Source organism: Sphingobium estronivorans, from assembly GCF_008692605.1.
GTDB classification, from domain to species: domain Bacteria; phylum Pseudomonadota; class Alphaproteobacteria; order Sphingomonadales; family Sphingomonadaceae; genus Sphingobium; species Sphingobium estronivorans.
The window spans coordinates 217,999-234,756 of record NZ_LFCT01000003.1; the positions used below are offsets into that span (position 1 = coordinate 217,999).

Genomic DNA, 16,758 nt, shown 5'->3' on the forward strand with positions numbered 1-16,758 from the left:
GTCAACGAACGGAACCGTCGGATTGGGGCAACAAAGGCGGGGCGGTCCTTGAACGAAGCAAAGAAAAAGGCCGGCGGATCGCTCCGCCGGCCCTTCTCGTTTCAGCATCGTGCCGGACTTAGAAGTCCATGCCGCCCATGCCGCCCATGCCGCCGCCGGGCATGCCCATCGGCGCCTTATCGTCGGAGGGCAGTTCCGCGATGGTCGCTTCGGTGGTGATCAGCAGGCCGGCCACCGAAGCGGCGTCCTGCAGAGCAGCGCGAACGACCTTGGTCGGGTCGATGACGCCCGCGGCAACCAGATTCTCGTAAGTATCGGTCGCGGCGTTGAAGCCCTTGGTCTCGTCATTTTCGCGCAGCAGGTTGCCGGCGACGACGGCGCCATCGACGCCCGCGTTCGAGGCGATCTGGCGCAGCGGCGCTTCGATGGCCTTGCGGATGATGTCGATACCGCGGGTCTGGTCGTCATTGGCGCCCTTGAGGCCTTCGAGAGCCTTGGTCGCGTAGAGGAGAGCGGTACCGCCACCGGGGACGATGCCTTCTTCCACAGCGGCGCGGGTCGCGTGCAGCGCGTCGTCGACGCGGTCCTTGCGCTCCTTCACCTCGACTTCGGTGGCGCCGCCGACCTTGATGACGGCCACGCCGCCAGCCAGCTTCGCCAGACGCTCCTGGAGCTTTTCACGGTCATAGTCGGACGTGGTCGTCTCGATCTGCGCGCGGATCTGCTCGGTGCGGCCCTTGATCGCTTCGGCATCACCGGCGCCATCGACGATGGTGGTGTTGTCCTTGTCGATGGTGATGCGCTTGGCGGTGCCGAGCATGCCGAGGGTCACGTTCTCGAGCTTGATGCCGAGGTCTTCGGAGATCACTTCGCCCTTGGTCAGGACGGCGATGTCTTCCAGCATGGCCTTGCGGCGGTCGCCGAAGCCCGGAGCCTTGACCGCAGCAACCTTCAGGCCACCGCGCAGCTTGTTGACGACCAGGGTCGCCAGCGCTTCGCCTTCGATGTCCTCGGCGATGATGAGGAGCGGACGGCCCGACTGCACCACGGCTTCCAGGATCGGCAGGATCGACTGGAGGTTCGACAGCTTCTTCTCGTGGATCAGGATGTAGGGGTCAGCCAGTTCGACCTGCATCTTTTCCGGGTTGGTGATGAAGTAGGGCGACAGGTAGCCGCGGTCGAACTGCATGCCTTCGACGACGTCCAGCTCGAAGTCGAGACCCTTGGCCTCTTCCACGGTGATCACGCCTTCCTTGCCGACGCGGTCCATGGCTTCGGCGATCTTCTCGCCGACTTCACGGTCGCCATTGGCCGAGATGATGCCGACCTGGGCGACTTCGTTCGAACCGGCAACCGGCTTCGAGCGGGCCTTGATGTCCTCGACAACCTTGGCGACGGCCAGATCGATGCCGCGCTTCAGATCCATCGGGTTCATGCCGGCGGCAACCGACTTCATGCCTTCGCGAACGATGGCCTGGGCCAGAACCGTCGCGGTGGTGGTGCCGTCACCGGCGATGTCGTTGGTCTTCGAAGCGACTTCGCGGACCATCTGGGCGCCCATATTCTCGAACTTGTCCTTCAGTTCGATTTCCTTGGCGACCGAAACACCGTCCTTGGTGATGCGGGGCGCGCCGAAGCTCTTGTCGATGACGACGTTGCGGCCCTTCGGACCCAGGGTCACCTTGACCGCGTCGGCCAGGATGTCGACGCCGCGCAGGATGCGCTCACGGGCGTCGCGGGAGAATTTTACGTCTTTTGCAGCCATGGTAAAAACCTTCTAGCAAATGTGAATGTCAGGAAAATCGACGAAAATCTCAGGCGACGACGCCGAGGATATCGCTTTCCTTCATGATCAGCAGGTCTTCACCGTCGACCTTGACCTCGGTGCCCGACCACTTGCCGAACAGGATGCGGTCGCCGGCCTTGACGTCCAGCGGGGTGACCTTGCCGTCTTCCGACTTGGAGCCGGTGCCGACAGCGACGATCTCGCCTTCCTGCGGCTTTTCCTTGGCGGTGTCGGGGATGATGATGCCGCCAGCAGTCTTCTCTTCCGCCTCTACGCGGCGAACGAGAACGCGGTCATGCAACGGACGAAATGCCATGTTGAGTGCCTTTCCCTCTTACGACGTTTAAATGGGAAGGGAAGGAACCGCATGAACAGCGACTCCTGCTCCCTCTCCCGATGAACTCGGATTTGTTAGCACTCTCCATTGGGGAGTGCCAGCGCCGTTTCATATGGAACGGGCAAGCCGGGGGTCAAGGGTGGTCCCCGATATTTTTATGCCTTGCCGACGGCCAGGCCCTCGGCGGAAAAAGAGACAAAATATATCAGACGGCGCCCCTATAGGAGTTCCGTCGCCCGACAGACAGCGAAACTGTTGCAATTATGCTTCTACGTGCTGAAAATACGACGAATACACCGCCGTCTTTCGGAAATAGCGCTTTACGATAATAAAACAGAGAGGCAACAAATGCGAAGGCCGGTCCATCCTCCACCGGATTGTCCGGCAAAGACAGCGTGATATCGCGACATAGTCGATCGCGATACGCGCATCAGAGGGGATAGCCTGATGTCTATGATGAAGACATTTGCCCGGCTGCGTGATGGCGCGGCCCTTTCTGTGTTTGCCCTTGCCAGCCTGAGCGCTGCCACGGCATCCGCCCTGGCCCAGACGCCGCCACAATCCGCCAATGAGCCTGAAGAAGGCGCGACCATCGTCGTCACCGGGTCGCTACTGAGCCGCGCGAACGCGGAAACGCCATCGCCCGTCAGCGTGATCACCGCCGAGACCCTGACGCGGGCGGGCGTCACCAACATGGCCGATGCCATCCGCCAGGCGTCGGCCGATGGCGCCGGCTCGATCGGCATCGGCTTCACCAGCGGCTTCTCGGCCGGCGGCTCTGCGGTTTCGCTGCGCAATCTGGGCGTCTCGTCGACGCTCGTGCTGGTTGACGGCCTGCGGTCCGCGAACTTCCCGCTCAGCGATGACGGCCATAACAGCTATGTCGATCTCGCCAGCATCCCGCAGGTCAACCTCGAGCGTGTCGAAGTGCTGAAGGACGGCGCGTCGTCGACCTACGGCGCCGATGCGATCGGCGGCGTGGTGAACATCATCACGCGCAAGCAGTTCACCGGGATCGAAGGCGGTGCCGAATCCGGCCTTACGCAAGAGGGCGATGGCCAGAAATACCGTCTGCGCCTCCTCGCCGGCTATGGCGATTATGAAAGCCAGGGCTGGAACGTCTATATCGGCGGCGAATATGAGAAGGGCGGCAAGGTCACGGCCAACTCGCGCGGCTTCCCCTTCAATACGCTGGACCTGAGCTCCATAGGCGGTGTCGACAACAACCGCGCCGACGACACGCTGGGCACCGCGACAACCGATGCGGTCGTCACCCGCGTGACCCAGACCGACCTCAACAATCCGCTGGCGGGCAGCGTGGCGAACGCCACGACGCCAGCGCTCTTCACCTCGCTGACACCGCTCGGGAACTGCCAGTTCGGCACATATTCCGAAAACACGGGAACGCGTGTCGGTACGGCCTGTGCCCATGACTTGACCCGCGAATATGTCCAGATCATGCCGAAGCAGGAACGCTATGCCGGCGTCGCCCGCTTCAGCTTCCGCCTGAGCGACGATATCGAGGGCTATGTCGCGGGCAGCTATTCGCATAACAAGGTGGACATCACCCTGCTGCCGCGCTCGATCCGCCAGAATCAGGCGTTCGGCGGCGCGCCAGCCACCTCGACGACGAATCCCGGCATCGTGCTGCCCGTCTGGATCTGTCCGTCGGGCGTCAACTGCGCCGACCCCGCGACGCCGGGCCGTACGCTGAACCCGAACAATCCCTATGCCGCCGCTTTCGCGAACAACCCCGCAGCCGGCGCGGCGCGCATCTATTATCTGTTCGGCGACGTGAAGTCGGGTTCGGTTCGCACCAACGAACTGTATCGCATCACCAGCGGGCTGAAGGGTACGTTTGCGGACAGCTGGAACTGGAATCTGGAAGCGGGCTATTCACGCGACGACCTGAAGCTCGTCCAGACAGGCTGGGCCAATCTCGCCGGTCTAACGCAGGCGATCAACACCGGCTCGTACAACTTTGTCAATCCGAGCCTGAATAGCCAGGCCGTCCGGGATTCGGTGCTGCCGCCGATCACCTCTCTCTCCAATTCGAGCGAATTTACCGTCGATGCCTCGCTCAGCCGCAGCCTGTTCACCCTGCCGGGCGGGGACCTGCAGGTCGCCGTTGGCGGGCAGTATCGCAAGGAGAAGCTGGCCAACCGGAGCGCCAACCCCAATCTGGACGTTCCGGGCCTCTCGACCGCGCAGGCCTATGGCAATCGCGACGTCTGGGCCGGTTATTTCGAAATCGATGCCCCGATTCTCGACTCGCTCGAAGTCAATGCGTCGGGTCGCTACGACCATTATTCGGAAGGCTTCAGCCACTTCTCGCCAAAGTTCGGCGCGAAATTCACCCCGATCAAGCAAATCTCGCTCCGCGGCACCTATTCGAAAGGCTTCCGCGCCCCGACCTTTGCCGAGATCGATCCGCGCAGCTCCTTCTCGGGCTTCGTCGGTTTCAACCCGAGCACCTCGCCCGACGCCGTCGCGTTCGCCCAGGCCCACGCCGCCAACCCCGCGTACATCGCCAATTACTCGCTTGGCCGAGGCTATGTCGGCAATCCTGACATCAAGCCGGAAACGTCGCGCAGCTTTACGCTGGGCGCGGTCTTCGAGCCGACCCGAAACATCAGCTTCACCGTCGACTATTTCAACGTCAAGAAGTCCAACCTGATCGTAACGGGGCCGCAGGCCGGCGATGCAATCAGAGCCTATTACTCGGTCGCGGGCCAGACCTTCCCCTCGGCGGATGCGGCCGCGGCCGCCGGGTGCGCCGCCGTCGCCGCTGTTGGTGCCGGCTATTCGTGCAACGTCATCGACGGCGCCGATCCCTTCGCACTCAACGCGCTGCCGCGTCTGCTGGTGGTCAATGCGCCTTATGTGAATGCCAACTTTGACGTCACCACGGGTCTGCAGTTCGGCGCCAACGGTCAGTTCAATCTCAGCGATAACGTGCAGTTCCAGACTCGTCTGGATTTGCAGGCGACGCTGAAGTTCAATCGCCACCTGACAAACGGCGATGTGCAGCGCTTTGTCGGCACGGTCGGCCCGGCGGATCTCTCGTCGGGCGGCGGCACGCCGAAATGGCGCGGCAACTGGCAGAACACGCTGACCGTCGGCAAGGTGTCGCTGACCGCGACGACCTATTATGTCGGCAGCATGAAGGGCGTCGCGACCGATCAGGGCAATCTGGACACCTCCTGCGCCGCGACAATCTATAAGGATGCCAATGGTGGAAACTCTTTCTGCAAGATCAAGACCTTCGTCTATGCCGATCTGAACGCAACGGTGGAGGTCAACGAGAACTTCAGCTTCTTCGTCTTCGTCGGCAACGTCACCAATGCCGGGGCGCCGCTCTACGCGAACACGCTCTATACGACGCAGCCGAACTATCTGGCCTCGTGGCACTTGCCCGGGCTGATCGGCCGCACCTTCAAGGCGGGGGCGAACTTCAAGTTCTGATCTTCGACGGGGGGATCGGAGAGGAAGGGCGGCCTCCCTTGGGCCGCCCTTTTTTCGTTGTGCGGTTGCGGTGCGCCGGGCTGCTTCCTACCTGCGGTGGGCAATGCATTTCCGGAGCATATCCCCGCATGACCGACAGCTATACCCCGCCCCGCGTCTGGACCTGGGACAAGGATAATGGCGGCGCCTTCGCCAATATCAACCGACCCATATCCGGCCCGACCCATGACAAGGAGCTTCCCGTCGGCAAGCATCCCTTGCAGCTCTATTCGCTCGCCACGCCCAATGGGCAGAAGGTGGCCATCATGCTGGAGGAGTTGCTCGAGGCGGGCAAGAATGCGGAATATGACGCCTGGCTGATCCGCATCGGCGATGGCGACCAGTTCGGCAGCGGTTTCGTTTCGGTCAACCCCAACAGCAAGATTCCGGCGCTGATGGATCATGGCGTGTCCCCGCCGCGCCGGGTGTTCGAGTCCGGGTCGATCCTGCTCTACCTGGCGGAGAAGTTCGGCGCGTTCCTGCCGACCGATCCGGCCAAGCGGACGGAGGCGCTGAACTGGCTGTTCTGGCAGATGGGCGCGGGACCGCTGCTGGGCGGCGGGTTCGGGCATTTCTTCGCCTATGCGCCTGAAAAGTGGGAATATCCGATCAATCGCTATGCCATGGAAGCGAAGCGGCAACTGGACGTTCTGGACCGGCAGCTTGCGAACCACGAGTTTATCGCGGGCGACGAATATACGATTGCCGATATGGCGATCTGGCCCTGGTATGGCGGAGTGGTTCTGGACCGCGCCTATGATGCGGCGGAGTTTCTCGATGCCCAGAGCTACAGGAATCTGATGCGCTGGGCGCAGCAGATCGATGCACGGCCTGCGGTCAAGCGCGGGCGCATGGTCAATAAGACGAACGGCCCGCTGGAAGAGCAGTTGCATGAGCGTCATGACGCCAGCGACTTCCAGACGCGGACGCAGGACAAGCTGCAAGGAACTGCATAAACAGCCCCGGCGGGGTGGTGATCCTACCCCGCCGCCTTCACGATTTCGGCCCAGGCAGCCTCATCGATCACCTCAATGCCAAGCGCCGCCGCCTGCTTCAGCTTGGAACCGGCGCCAGGGCCGGCCACCACCAGATCGGTTTTCGCGCTGACCGAACCGGCCGCCTTGGCGCCCAGCCGTTCGGCCTGCGCCTTGGCCTCGTCGCGGCTCATGGTTTCCAGCTTGCCGGTGAACACGACGGTTTTCCCCGTTACCGCGCTGGCCGTCGTTTCGACCACATAATCGGGCGGGGAGACTTCACCCAACAGGTCGTTCCAGACCTCTCCATTATGGGGTTCGTGGAAGAAGTCCGCCAGCGCATGGCCAACCGCCGAGCCGACATTCTCCACCCCGATATGTTCGGCTATCGCCTTGTCGAGCCGGTTGCGGAAGCGGCTCTCCTCCTCCCCTTCAGCCGGGACTATGGCTTCGCGCAGAGCGATGATCTCTTCGGCCAGCGCGCGAATACCCGGCAGCGTCGTGTAGCGCTTGAGCAGGTCGCGGGCCGTCACCGCGCCAATGTGACGGATGCCCAGGCCGAAGAGCAGACGCGCGGCGTCGGGCTGGCGCTTGGCCTCGATGGCGGCGAACAGATTGTCGACCGATTTTTCCTTCCAGCCCTCCCGACCGAGCAGGTCGGCGCGATGCGACCGCAGGCGGAATATGTCGGCCGGTTCCGCGATCCAGCCAAGGTCGAGAAACTCCTCGATGCTCTTTTCGCCCAACCCCTCGATGTCGAGCGCGGCGCGGCTGACGAAATGACGCAGGCGCTCGAACCGCTGGGCCGCGCAGATGAGACCGCCGGTGCAGCGGATGTCGACCTCGCCCTCTTCCCGCACCGCTTCCGACTGGCAGACGGGGCAATGGTCGGGAAAGGCAAAGGGCTGGCGCGGATCGTTGCGGGTCAGGTTGTCGACCACCTGCGGGATGACGTCGCCCGCGCGCTGGACCACGATGCGATCGCCGGGGCGCACGCCCAGGCGCGCAATCTCGTCAGCATTGTGGAGCGTGACGTTGGAGACGACAACGCCGCCCACGGTGACGGGCGTGAGGCGGCCCACCGGGGTCAGCTTGCCGGTGCGGCCCACCTGGATGTCGATCGCCTCCAGCGTTGTCTGGGCGCGTTCGGCGGGGAATTTATGGGCGATGGCCCAGCGCGGCGCCTTGGCGACGAAGCCCAGTCGCTGTTGCCAGTCGAGCCGGTCGATCTTGTACACCACCCCGTCAATGTCGAAGGGCAGGTCGGCGCGCGCCGCCTCGATCGCGCGATAATGGGCGATCAGCGCCTCCAGCGTGTCGACGCAGGCCAGACGGTCCGACACAGGCAGGCCCCAGGCCGCAATCGCCTGCATCACGCCAAGCTGGGTTTCGGCGGGGACGGCGCTTACCTCGCCCCAGCCATGGGCGAGGAAGCGCAGCGGGCGGCTCGCGGTGACGGCGGCGTCCTTCTGGCGCAGCGAACCGGCGGCGGCGTTGCGCGGATTGGCGAACTGGCGGGCCTTTTCCGGGTCGTCCGCTTCGGCCAGCAGCCGTTCATTGAGAGCGACAAAATCGGCCTTGGCCATATAGACTTCGCCGCGCACCTCGAACAGCTCGGGAACGGCCTCTCCCATCAGGCGCTGCGGGATGTCGCCGATGGTGCGGACATTGGCGGTGACATCCTCGCCGGTCGTCCCGTCGCCGCGCGTGGCGGCAAGGACCAATTCGCCCTGTTCGTAACGAAGCGAGCAGGACAGGCCGTCAATCTTGGGCTCGGCGGTCAGCGCCACCGAGGCACCCTCCGGCAGCGCCAGGAAGCGACGGACGCGGGCAATGAACTCAGCGATGTCCTCATCCGAAAAACCGTTGTCGAGGCTCATCATGCGAACAGCATGCTGGACCTTCTTGAGCGCCGACGTAGGCGCCGCGCCGACCTGCGCATTGGGCGAATCGCTGCGGACGAGGTGCGGGAAGGCGGCTTCCAGCGCGTTATTCTCGCGAACCAGCGCGTCATAATCGGCGTCCGCAATCTCCGGCTCGTCCTGATCGTGATAGAGCCGGTTGTGGCGCGCAATCTCCCGCGCCAGCCGCATCAGGCGATTGGCGGCGTCAGCTTCGGTCATCTGGGCAGGATCGGTCATGCGCCTTCCTTAGAGCATCGTGCGAAAAAGTGGGCACCGGTTTTCGTAAAAACGATGCGACAACAAAGGAGGTGAGCAAGCGGCCCGCGTCTGATTTAGCGCTTGCTCTAGCCTCAGCGTCCGGCGGCGGGTAGCGGCAATTCGAGCGGGATCGATCTTCAGATTCCGGCGACGGGCACGGTTTCGAAATGCTGGGGCAAGCCCGCTATGATGGGGCGCGCCTTGCCAATGGCGGCGCGGACGGCGGGAAGCTTGAGCGAAGCGGCATGGCTTTCGCGGCTATCCCAGACCTCGGTGATCCACAGCGCATCGGCATTCGCCGCATCGAGCGCGATGATATAGGAAATGCAGCCCGGCATGACGCCCATCGCTTCCCGGAGATAGCCGACCAGTTCGTCCCGCTTGCCGGACCTGGCAAGCATTTGCCCGATCAGGCCGAATCGGTTTTGCGTTTCCTGTCCGGCGGCGGGGACAATGGTCGCGGCCAGTCCCGCGGTCGCGAGCGTGAGCATCCCGCGGCGATCATGGAGAGGCTCCTGTGAGGAGGAGGATTTTTCCTGTCCGTTCATGATCGAAGCCTTTCCTACAATTTTTCCAGCAGCCTTTCCGCCTGTGCGCGGGCCTCTGCAGTGATCTCCGCGCCGGAAAGCATGCGGGCGATTTCCTCGCGCCGTTCGCCATCGCTCAACGCATGAACCCCGGTGCGCGTCACCGTGGCGCCGTTCACCTCGGCGCTCGATTTGGCGATCAGCATATGATCCGCGCCGCGCGCCGCCACCTGCGGACTGTGGGTGACGACCAGTATCTGGTTGGTCCGCGACAGGCGCGCGAGGCGATCGCCGATGGCGGAAGCGACGGCGCCCCCTACCCCACGGTCGATCTCGTCGAAGATCAGCGTGTCCGCCCCGCCCTGCTCCGCCAACGCGACCTTGAGCGCCAGAATGAAACGGGACAGTTCGCCGCCCGACGCGATCTTCACCAGCGGCGCAAAGGGCGCGCCCGGATTGGTGGAGATTTCGAACTCCACCCGGTCCAGACCATGCGCGCCCCATTGCCCCTGTTCCTGCGGCGCGACCACGGTGCGAAAGCGGGCGGCATCCAGTTTCAGCGGCGCCAGCTCGGCGGCGACGGCGGCGTCGAGCTTTCCCGCGGCCATTTGCCGTTCGGCGGAAAGGGCCTGGGCGGCCTCGCGGTAAGTGGCGGCTCTGGCCTTCACCTCTGCCTCGAGCGCGGCGAGATGCTCCTCCCCACCTTCTATGGCGGCCAGTTTCGCCGCCATGTCATCGCGTAGGGCGGCGAGATCGTCGGGCTGGACATGATGCTTGCGGGCAAGGCCGCGCAGATCGAACAGGCGGGTTTCGATGGCATCGAGCCGGGCGGGATCGAAGCTCAATGCCTCGGCTGCTTCGTTCAGGCGGTCCTCGGCCTCGCTCGCCTCGATGACGGCGCGGTCGAGTGCGGCAAGAACTTCGGCCAGCGGCTCATATTCGCTGACCATGCGGTCGAGGCGGCGGGCGGCCTGCCGGAGTTGCGCGAGGCCGCCGGCCGAGCCGGTGAAGCAGTCGGTGACGGCGGTCAGGTCGTCGGCCAGCCGCGCGCCCTTCTGCATGGTTGCGCGCTCTTCGGCGAGCGTGGCTTCCTCGCCCGCTTCCGGGCCGAAGCGGGTGAGTTCGTCCACCGCGTGGGCCAGGTAATCGCGGTCGCGGGCGGCGCTCTCCACACTGGCGCGGCTTTCCGCAAGGCTATCGGCGGCGGCGCGCCATGCGTGATAGGCGCTGCTGACCGCGCCCGCATCGCAGCGGCCATAGGCGTCGAGCAAGGCGCGATGGCCGCGCGGGTTGAGCAGGCCGCGATCGTCATGCTGCCCGTGAATTTCGACCAGCGCGCTGCTGATGTCGCGCAGGAGGGCCGCCGAGCAGGCCTGGTCGTTGATGAAGGCGCGGCTGCCGCCATCGGCCTTGACCGTGCGACGGATGATGAGCGGTTCGCCCGGTTCCAGGTCGATGCCATTGTCGGCAAGCAGATCGGTCGCGCGATGGTCGGAGCGGGGCGCGTCGAAGGTGGCCGTGACGCTGGCCTGCGGCTCCCCGTTGCGGACAAGGCCACTGTCGGCGCGGGCGCCCAGAGCGAGGCCCAGCGAATCGAGCAGGATGGACTTGCCCGCCCCCGTCTCGCCGGTCAGTACGCCCAGGCCGGACCCGAAATCCAGATCCAGCGCCTCGATCAGCACGACATTGCGGATGGACAGGGCAGTCAGCATGGCAGGTTTCTACCCGCTAATGCACAAAAGGGGAACAAGCCAGCAGCTTATGGCAGCACCTTTATGCCTTGTTGGGATGTTCCCGCATCAGCTTGAAGCTGCGCTCATACCATTTGGAACCGGGATAGTTCCTGCCCAGCACGGCGGCGGCCTTCTGCGCTTCAGCGGGAATGCCGAGCGAGAGATAGCTTTCGACCAGACGCTCCAGCGCCTCGGGCGTGTGCGTGGTCGTCTGATATTTGTCGACCACCGTGCGGAAGCGCAGCGTGGCGGCGAGCCACTGGCCGCGACGCTGGTAGAAACGGCCGATCTCCATTTCCTTGCCTGCGAGGTGATCGTTGACGAGGTCGAGCTTGAGCCGCGCATCGGCGGCGTAGCGCGTGTCGGGATAGCGGCGGATCATCTCGCCCAGCGCATCCAGTGCCTGGCTCGTGATCTTCTGGTCGCGGGTGACGTCGGCGATCTGCTCATAATAGCAGAGCGCGATCAGATAATAGGCGTAGGGCGCGTCCTTGTTACCCGTGTGAATCGACAGGAAGCGCTGCGCCGCGCTGATCGATTCCGGATAATCCTTGTTCATATAATAGCTGAAGGCGGACATCAGCTGCGCCCGGCGCGCCCAGGGCGAATAGGGATGCTGGCGTTCCACTTCGTCGAACAGCGCGGCGGCGAGCTTGTACTGGCCGCGATCCAGCCGGTATTTGCCCGCATTGTAGAGCGTCGAAACGTCGCGAGCGACATATTGGGTGTCGGCCTTGTTCTTCGACGTGGCGCATCCGGCAAGAAGAGCGGCAAGCAGAAGCGGTGCAGTGGCCGCGCCGATGCGCGTCATGGTTTTCGTCAACATGGCCGGGTCATAGCCGAGCGAATGCGCCGCGCCAAGCGGCAGAATGCGGGTGACGCACACTATGCACGGGCAGGCAGGTCGAGCCATGCGATTGCGCCGCCCTGCGCCGAGGGCTTGAGCGAGAAGCGGCCGTTGAGTTGACTGGCGAGAGCATTGGAAATGCGCAGGCCCAGGCTCCTGGCGCCGCTATGGTCGAAATCCGACGCTATGCCCTTGCCGTCGTCGGTAACATGCAGCGCAAGCCCCTCCTCCGACACGTCCAGGCCGACGTGGATACGCCCGCCCCGGTGCGGCAGGCCATGTTCGATGGCATTGTTGACCGCCTCCGTTACGATCAGCGCCAGCGGGACGACGACATCGGGTTCGAGAATCAGCCCCCGGGGCGCCTCGACCGTCATGGCGATGTCGTCGCGGCCGCTCGCCTCCATCACATCGGCGGTCAGGGTGGTCAGGAAGGCGCTGATATTCTGTCCCTCCCCCGAAGGATTGTAGAGGGCCCGGCTGATGCGACCGACCAGCGCCAACCGGGCGGAGGCATCGTCCAGCGCGCGGCGAGCCAGATCATGGTCGACATGACGGCGCTGGAGCGACAGCATGGCCGCCACGACCTGAAGATTGTTGGACACGCGATGCTGCAATTCGTGGAACAGCAATTCCCGATTCTCAGCCAGCACGCGGCTGCGTTCCCGCTCCACCGCCAGATCGAAATTCGCCTTCTGCATCATATGGATGAGCGCGATGTCCACGGCCACGACGACGCCGTAAAAGCCCAGCGCCAGCATCACCCCCGGATTGAAGGAAAAGCCCATGCGCGGGGGAATGAAGAAATACCAGGAGATGAAGCCGCAAAGCACGGCCGCAAAGACGCCGGGCCACACGCCGAACAAAAAAGTCGCCAGGATGACGGCGGGAAAGAAGGAAACGAACGGATAACCGACCGGCATGGCGATCTCGGCGGCGCTACGCATCGCCAACGCCATCAGACACAGAGCAGCCGCCAGCAGATAAGCATGCCAGGGTCGGTGCAGGACAAGCGGCAGACGCTCGACAAAGCGTTCGTTTTTTCGCTGCATGTCGATCCCCCTAGGCCCTTTGTTACAGTAACATAACTTTTGCCTGCGCCAATTGATTGAGATCAGTAAAGTCTTCGATTCACCGAAAAGGGCGCCTGGATGATCCAGGCGCCCTCTTCTTTTCCGTCAAAGCCGATGGCTCGCGATCAGTCCTGGGTCAGGAAATCGGGCAGGCCGGCGTTGGAGCCGTCATCATCGCCGCCCTTGCCTTCGCCACGCGGACCACGGTCGCGGCGCGGGCCGCGATCCCCACGCCCACCCCGGTCGCCGCCGCGGTCACGGCGGTTGCGGTCGCCCCGGTCGCCGCGATCCCCACGGGGTTCGCGCGGCTCGCGGGCAGGACGGGTGTCTTCCAGTTCCTCGCCGGTTTCCTGATCGACGACGCGCATCGACAGGCGAACCTTGCCGCGCGGATCGATCTCCAGGACCTTGACCTTCACTTCCTGGCCTTCGGAGACAACGTCGGTCGGCTTCTCGACGCGCTCATTCTTCATTTCGGAGACGTGGACGAGGCCGTCCTTGCCACCCATGAAGTTCACGAACGCACCGAAGTCGACGATGTTGACGACCTTGCCGGTGTAGATCTTGCCGACTTCCGCTTCCTCGACGATGCCGAGAATCCACTTCTTGGCGGCTTCGATCTGGGCGATGTCGGACGACGAAATCTTGATGATGCCCTCATCGTCGATATCGACCTTGGCGCCGGTTTCCGCAACGATCTCGCGGATCACCTTGCCGCCGGTGCCGATGACGTCGCGGATCTTCGACTTGTCGATCTGGATCGTCTCGATGCGCGGGGCATGGGCTGACAGTTCGGTACGGGTCGTCGACAGCGCCTTGCTCATCTCACCCAGGATATGGGCGCGGCCTTCCTTGGCCTGACGCAGCGCGACTTCGAAGATTTCCTGCGTGATGCCGGCAACCTTGATGTCCATCTGCATGGTGGTGATGCCCGCTTCGGTACCGGCCACCTTGAAGTCCATGTCGCCGAGGTGATCCTCATCGCCCAGAATGTCGCTGAGGACAGCGAAATTCTTGCCTTCCAGGATCAGGCCCATGGCGATGCCCGACACCGGACGCTTCAGCGGAACGCCCGCATCCATCATCGACAGCGAACCGCCGCAGACCGTCGCCATCGAGGACGAGCCGTTGGACTCGGTGATGTCCGACAGAACGCGGATGGTGTAGGGGAATTCTTCCTTGGTAGGCAGAACGGGGTGCAGGGCACGCCATGCCAGCTTGCCATGACCGACTTCACGACGGCCCGGCGCGCCGAAGCGGCCGACTTCACCGACCGAATAGGGCGGGAAGTTATAGTGCAGCATGAAGCTTTCATAATGAACGCCGTTCAGGCCGTCGATCATCTGCTCGGCGTCCTTGGTGCCCAGCGTGGTGGTGCAGATCGACTGCGTTTCGCCACGGGTGAACAGCGCCGAACCATGGGTGCGCGGCAGGAAGCCCACCATCGCCTCGATCGGACGGATCTGGGTGGTCGTGCGGCCGTCGATGCGCTTGCCGTCCTTCAGAATGGCGCCGCGCACGATTTCGGCTTCCAGCTTCTTGGTCAGCTTGATGCCGGCCATCACGGTCTGGGCGTCGAGGCCGTCGGCCGCGAACTGGGCCTTCGCCTTGGCGCGGGCTTCGTTCAGCGCGTTGGAGCGGGCCGACTTGTCCGTCAGCTTGTAAGCGGCCGTGATGTCCTTGCCGATCAGCTTCTTCAGCTTCTTCTTCAGGTCTTCAAGGTCATCGCCCTTGGCGACGTCCCAGGGATCCTTCGCAGCCTTCTCGGCGAGGTCGATGATCGCGTTGACGACCTTCTTCGACGCTTCATGCGCGAACAGGACCGCGCCGAGCATGACGTCTTCCGAAAGCTCCTTGGCTTCGGATTCGACCATCATCACGGCATTGCCGGTGGCGGCGACGACCAGGTCGAGATCGCCGGTCTTCACTTCGTCGAGCGACGGGTTCAACTGATATTCGCCGTCCTTGTAGCCGACGCGGGCAGCACCGATCGGCCCCAGGAAAGGAACGCCCGACAGGGTCAGCGCGGCCGAAGCGGCGATCATCGCCACGATATCGGGCTCGCTCTCGCCGTCGAACGACAGGACCTGCGCGATGACGTTGATTTCGTTATAGAAACCTTCGGGGAACAGCGGACGGATCGGACGGTCGATCAGGCGGGAAACCAGCGTTTCCTTTTCCGTGGCACCGCGCTCACGCTTGAAGAAGCCGCCCGGAATGCGACCGGCAGCCGAATATTTTTCCTGATAGTGGACGGTCAGCGGGAAGAAGTCCTGTCCTTCCTTCACCGACTTTGCGGCGGTCACGGCGCACAGCACCACGGTTTCGCCATAGGTCGCCAGCACGGCGGCGTCGGCCTGACGCGCGATACGGCCGGTTTCGAGCGTGAGGGTCTTGCCGCCCAACTCGATTGATACCTTCTTTACATCGAACATAGATTTTTCCTTCGCCCACCTGGCCCTATTGCCGGGCGGGGCCTGTGTTGCGGGCTAACCGGCCCGCTGCGGTGTCGGGGCATCGTCTGGCCCCTTTATGAAACGGGGCGCCGGATTGCGCCCTATTCCAGAATCGGAAACGGCCCCGCTGGGGGGCCGTCCCTTCTTTAGCAGACTTACTTGCGCAGGCCCAGCTTGGTGATGAGGTCGGTGTAGCGACCCGCATCCTTCTTCTTCAGATAGTCCAGCAGCGAACGGCGCTTGTTGACCAGCATCAGCAGGCCGCGACGGCTGTGGTTATCCTTGTGGTGACCCTTGAAATGCTCGGTCAGGTTCGAAATGCGCTCCGACAGGATCGCAACCTGGACTTCCGGCGAACCGGTATCGCCTTCGGCGCGGGCATGTTCCTTGATCAGCGCTTCCTTGCGCTCAGCAGTAATCGACATCGGCTTCCTTTCGTAACATCTAGAGATTGAAGCCGCGCACCACCCTGATTTCCCTAAGGTTTTCTGGGCCACTGGCCTCCACCAGCGCGACGGGCGTTTCGCCTTCCATCGCCAGCATGAGACCGGTATGCGGTTTCCCCACAAGCGCCTTCCCCTGTCGGAGAGCCAGCGCGTCGTCGGGAGAGACTGCGAGAGCCGGGATGTCGTCCAGCCCCGCCGTCAACGGCAGCATCAGCTGCGCGATGCCGCCGCCCCTAGCAGCTTCGTCCAATTTGTCCAGCGAAATCGCGGATTCCAGGGTAAACGGCCCCGCCTTCACACGGCGGAGCATGGTGACATGGCCCACCGTGCCAAGGGCCAGCGCAAGGTCGCGGGCCAGGCTGCGGATATAGGTGCCCTTGGAGACATGGGCGGTCAGCGTGACGGAGCCCAAGCCCTGCCCTTCGGCCTCCCGATCCGTGACGGTGAGCGCATGGATGGTGACGGCGCGCGTCTTCATCTCCACATCCTGCCCGGCGCGGGCGAGGTCATAGGCGCGCTGGCCATCGATCAGGATCGCGGAATAAGCCGGCGGCGCCTGTTCGATGAGGCCGGTGAAGCACGGCAGGACCGCCTCGACCTCGGCCAGCGTCGGACGATGGTCGCTGATGGCTATTTCCTTGCCCTCAAGGTCCAGCGTGTCGGTCTGGATGCCAAAGGTGACGGTGAAATCATAGATTTTGTCGCTGTCCAGCATCCGCCCGGCGAGCTTGGTCGCCTCGCCGATCGCGATCGGCAGCACGCCGGTCGCCAGCGGATCGAGCGTACCGCCATGGCCGACCTTCCACTTGCCGGCGCCGCTCTGGCGCAGGGCGCGCTTCACCGCGCTGACTGCCTGCGTCGATCCCAGCCCATGAGGTTTGTCGATGATGATCCAGCCGTGCATGGCGGCGCC

General features: G+C 63.6%; 12 protein-coding genes. 2 read left to right on the plus strand and 10 right to left on the minus strand.

Features of this window, described 5'->3' with window-relative positions:
* Positions 1–118 precede the first annotated feature (118 nt).
* Both groL and groES read right to left on the minus strand, forming a co-directional pair.
* The gene (gene groL, locus F7P65_RS03825) at positions 119–1,765 is read right to left on the minus strand and encodes a chaperonin GroEL (RefSeq protein WP_150290427.1); all 1,647 of its coding nucleotides are present in this window, start codon (positions 1,763–1,765) and stop codon (positions 119–121) included.
* A gap of 49 nt (positions 1,766–1,814) precedes the next feature.
* Complete coding sequence (gene groES / locus F7P65_RS03830; protein ID WP_025549259.1) at positions 1,815–2,102, minus strand: co-chaperone GroES; 288 nt, start codon at positions 2,100–2,102, stop codon at positions 1,815–1,817.
* 468 nt (positions 2,103–2,570) lie between these two features.
* Here groES and F7P65_RS03835 point away from each other — a divergent pair, with 468 nt between their 5' ends.
* Positions 2,571–5,588 carry a TonB-dependent receptor domain-containing protein gene (locus tag F7P65_RS03835; protein ID WP_150290428.1) on the plus strand — a complete coding sequence of 1,006 codons (3,018 nt, stop codon included), beginning with the start codon at positions 2,571–2,573 and terminating at the stop codon, positions 5,586–5,588.
* Between the two features lie 128 nt (positions 5,589–5,716).
* Positions 5,717–6,583: a glutathione-dependent disulfide-bond oxidoreductase gene (gene yghU, locus F7P65_RS03840; protein ID WP_150290429.1), complete on the plus strand. Its 867-nt coding sequence runs from the start codon at positions 5,717–5,719 to the stop codon at positions 6,581–6,583.
* A gap of 23 nt (positions 6,584–6,606) precedes the next feature.
* Here yghU and ligA read toward each other — a convergent pair whose 3' ends face one another.
* The 8 genes from ligA to truB form a co-directional block, all read right to left on the minus strand.
* Positions 6,607–8,742, minus strand: a complete 2,136-nt coding sequence (gene ligA, locus F7P65_RS03845) for an NAD-dependent DNA ligase LigA (RefSeq protein ID WP_150290430.1) — start codon at positions 8,740–8,742, stop codon at positions 6,607–6,609.
* Positions 8,743–8,900: 158 nt separating this feature from the next.
* Complete coding sequence (locus tag F7P65_RS03850) at positions 8,901–9,311, minus strand: putative quinol monooxygenase (RefSeq protein WP_240334185.1); 411 nt, start codon at positions 9,309–9,311, stop codon at positions 8,901–8,903.
* A 14-nt stretch (positions 9,312–9,325) separates the two neighbouring features.
* Positions 9,326–11,002: a DNA repair protein RecN gene (recN, locus tag F7P65_RS03855; RefSeq protein WP_150290431.1), complete on the minus strand. Its 1,677-nt coding sequence runs from the start codon at positions 11,000–11,002 to the stop codon at positions 9,326–9,328.
* Positions 11,003–11,063: 61 nt separating this feature from the next.
* A complete protein-coding gene (locus tag F7P65_RS03860) occupies positions 11,064–11,849 on the minus strand; it encodes an outer membrane protein assembly factor BamD (protein ID WP_150290432.1) in 786 nt (261 codons plus the stop codon).
* A gap of 59 nt (positions 11,850–11,908) precedes the next feature.
* A complete protein-coding gene (locus F7P65_RS03865; RefSeq protein WP_150290433.1) occupies positions 11,909–12,922 on the minus strand; it encodes a sensor histidine kinase in 1,014 nt (337 codons plus the stop codon).
* Between the two features lie 146 nt (positions 12,923–13,068).
* A complete protein-coding gene (pnp, locus tag F7P65_RS03870) occupies positions 13,069–15,378 on the minus strand; it encodes a polyribonucleotide nucleotidyltransferase (protein WP_150290434.1) in 2,310 nt (769 codons plus the stop codon).
* A gap of 176 nt (positions 15,379–15,554) precedes the next feature.
* The gene (gene rpsO, locus F7P65_RS03875; RefSeq protein ID WP_046763409.1) at positions 15,555–15,824 is read right to left on the minus strand and encodes a 30S ribosomal protein S15; all 270 of its coding nucleotides are present in this window, start codon (positions 15,822–15,824) and stop codon (positions 15,555–15,557) included.
* A 19-nt stretch (positions 15,825–15,843) separates the two neighbouring features.
* A complete protein-coding gene (gene truB, locus F7P65_RS03880) occupies positions 15,844–16,749 on the minus strand; it encodes a tRNA pseudouridine(55) synthase TruB (protein ID WP_150290435.1) in 906 nt (301 codons plus the stop codon).
* Positions 16,750–16,758: the final 9 nt, after the last annotated feature.

Bases quoted from the DNA above. Each gene is read 5' to 3' on its own strand.
- F7P65_RS03835 (WP_150290428.1), top strand. From the start codon at position 2,571: ATGTCTATGATGAAGACATTTGCCCGGCTGCGTGATGGCGCGGCCCTT.
- ligA (WP_150290430.1), bottom strand. From the start codon at position 8,742: ATGACCGATCCTGCCCAGATGACCGAAGCTGACGCCGCCAATCGCCTG.
- yghU (WP_150290429.1), top strand. From the start codon at position 5,717: ATGACCGACAGCTATACCCCGCCCCGCGTCTGGACCTGGGACAAGGAT.
- truB (WP_150290435.1), bottom strand. From the start codon at position 16,749: ATGCACGGCTGGATCATCATCGACAAACCTCATGGGCTGGGATCGACG.
- rpsO (WP_046763409.1), bottom strand. From the start codon at position 15,824: ATGTCGATTACTGCTGAGCGCAAGGAAGCGCTGATCAAGGAACATGCC.
- F7P65_RS03850 (WP_240334185.1), bottom strand. From the start codon at position 9,311: ATGAACGGACAGGAAAAATCCTCCTCCTCACAGGAGCCTCTCCATGAT.
- pnp (WP_150290434.1), bottom strand. From the start codon at position 15,378: ATGTTCGATGTAAAGAAGGTATCAATCGAGTTGGGCGGCAAGACCCTC.
- F7P65_RS03865 (WP_150290433.1), bottom strand. From the start codon at position 12,922: ATGCAGCGAAAAAACGAACGCTTTGTCGAGCGTCTGCCGCTTGTCCTG.
- F7P65_RS03860 (WP_150290432.1), bottom strand. From the start codon at position 11,849: ATGTTGACGAAAACCATGACGCGCATCGGCGCGGCCACTGCACCGCTT.
- groL (WP_150290427.1), bottom strand. From the start codon at position 1,765: ATGGCTGCAAAAGACGTAAAATTCTCCCGCGACGCCCGTGAGCGCATC.
- groES (WP_025549259.1), bottom strand. From the start codon at position 2,102: ATGGCATTTCGTCCGTTGCATGACCGCGTTCTCGTTCGCCGCGTAGAG.
- recN (WP_150290431.1), bottom strand. From the start codon at position 11,002: ATGCTGACTGCCCTGTCCATCCGCAATGTCGTGCTGATCGAGGCGCTG.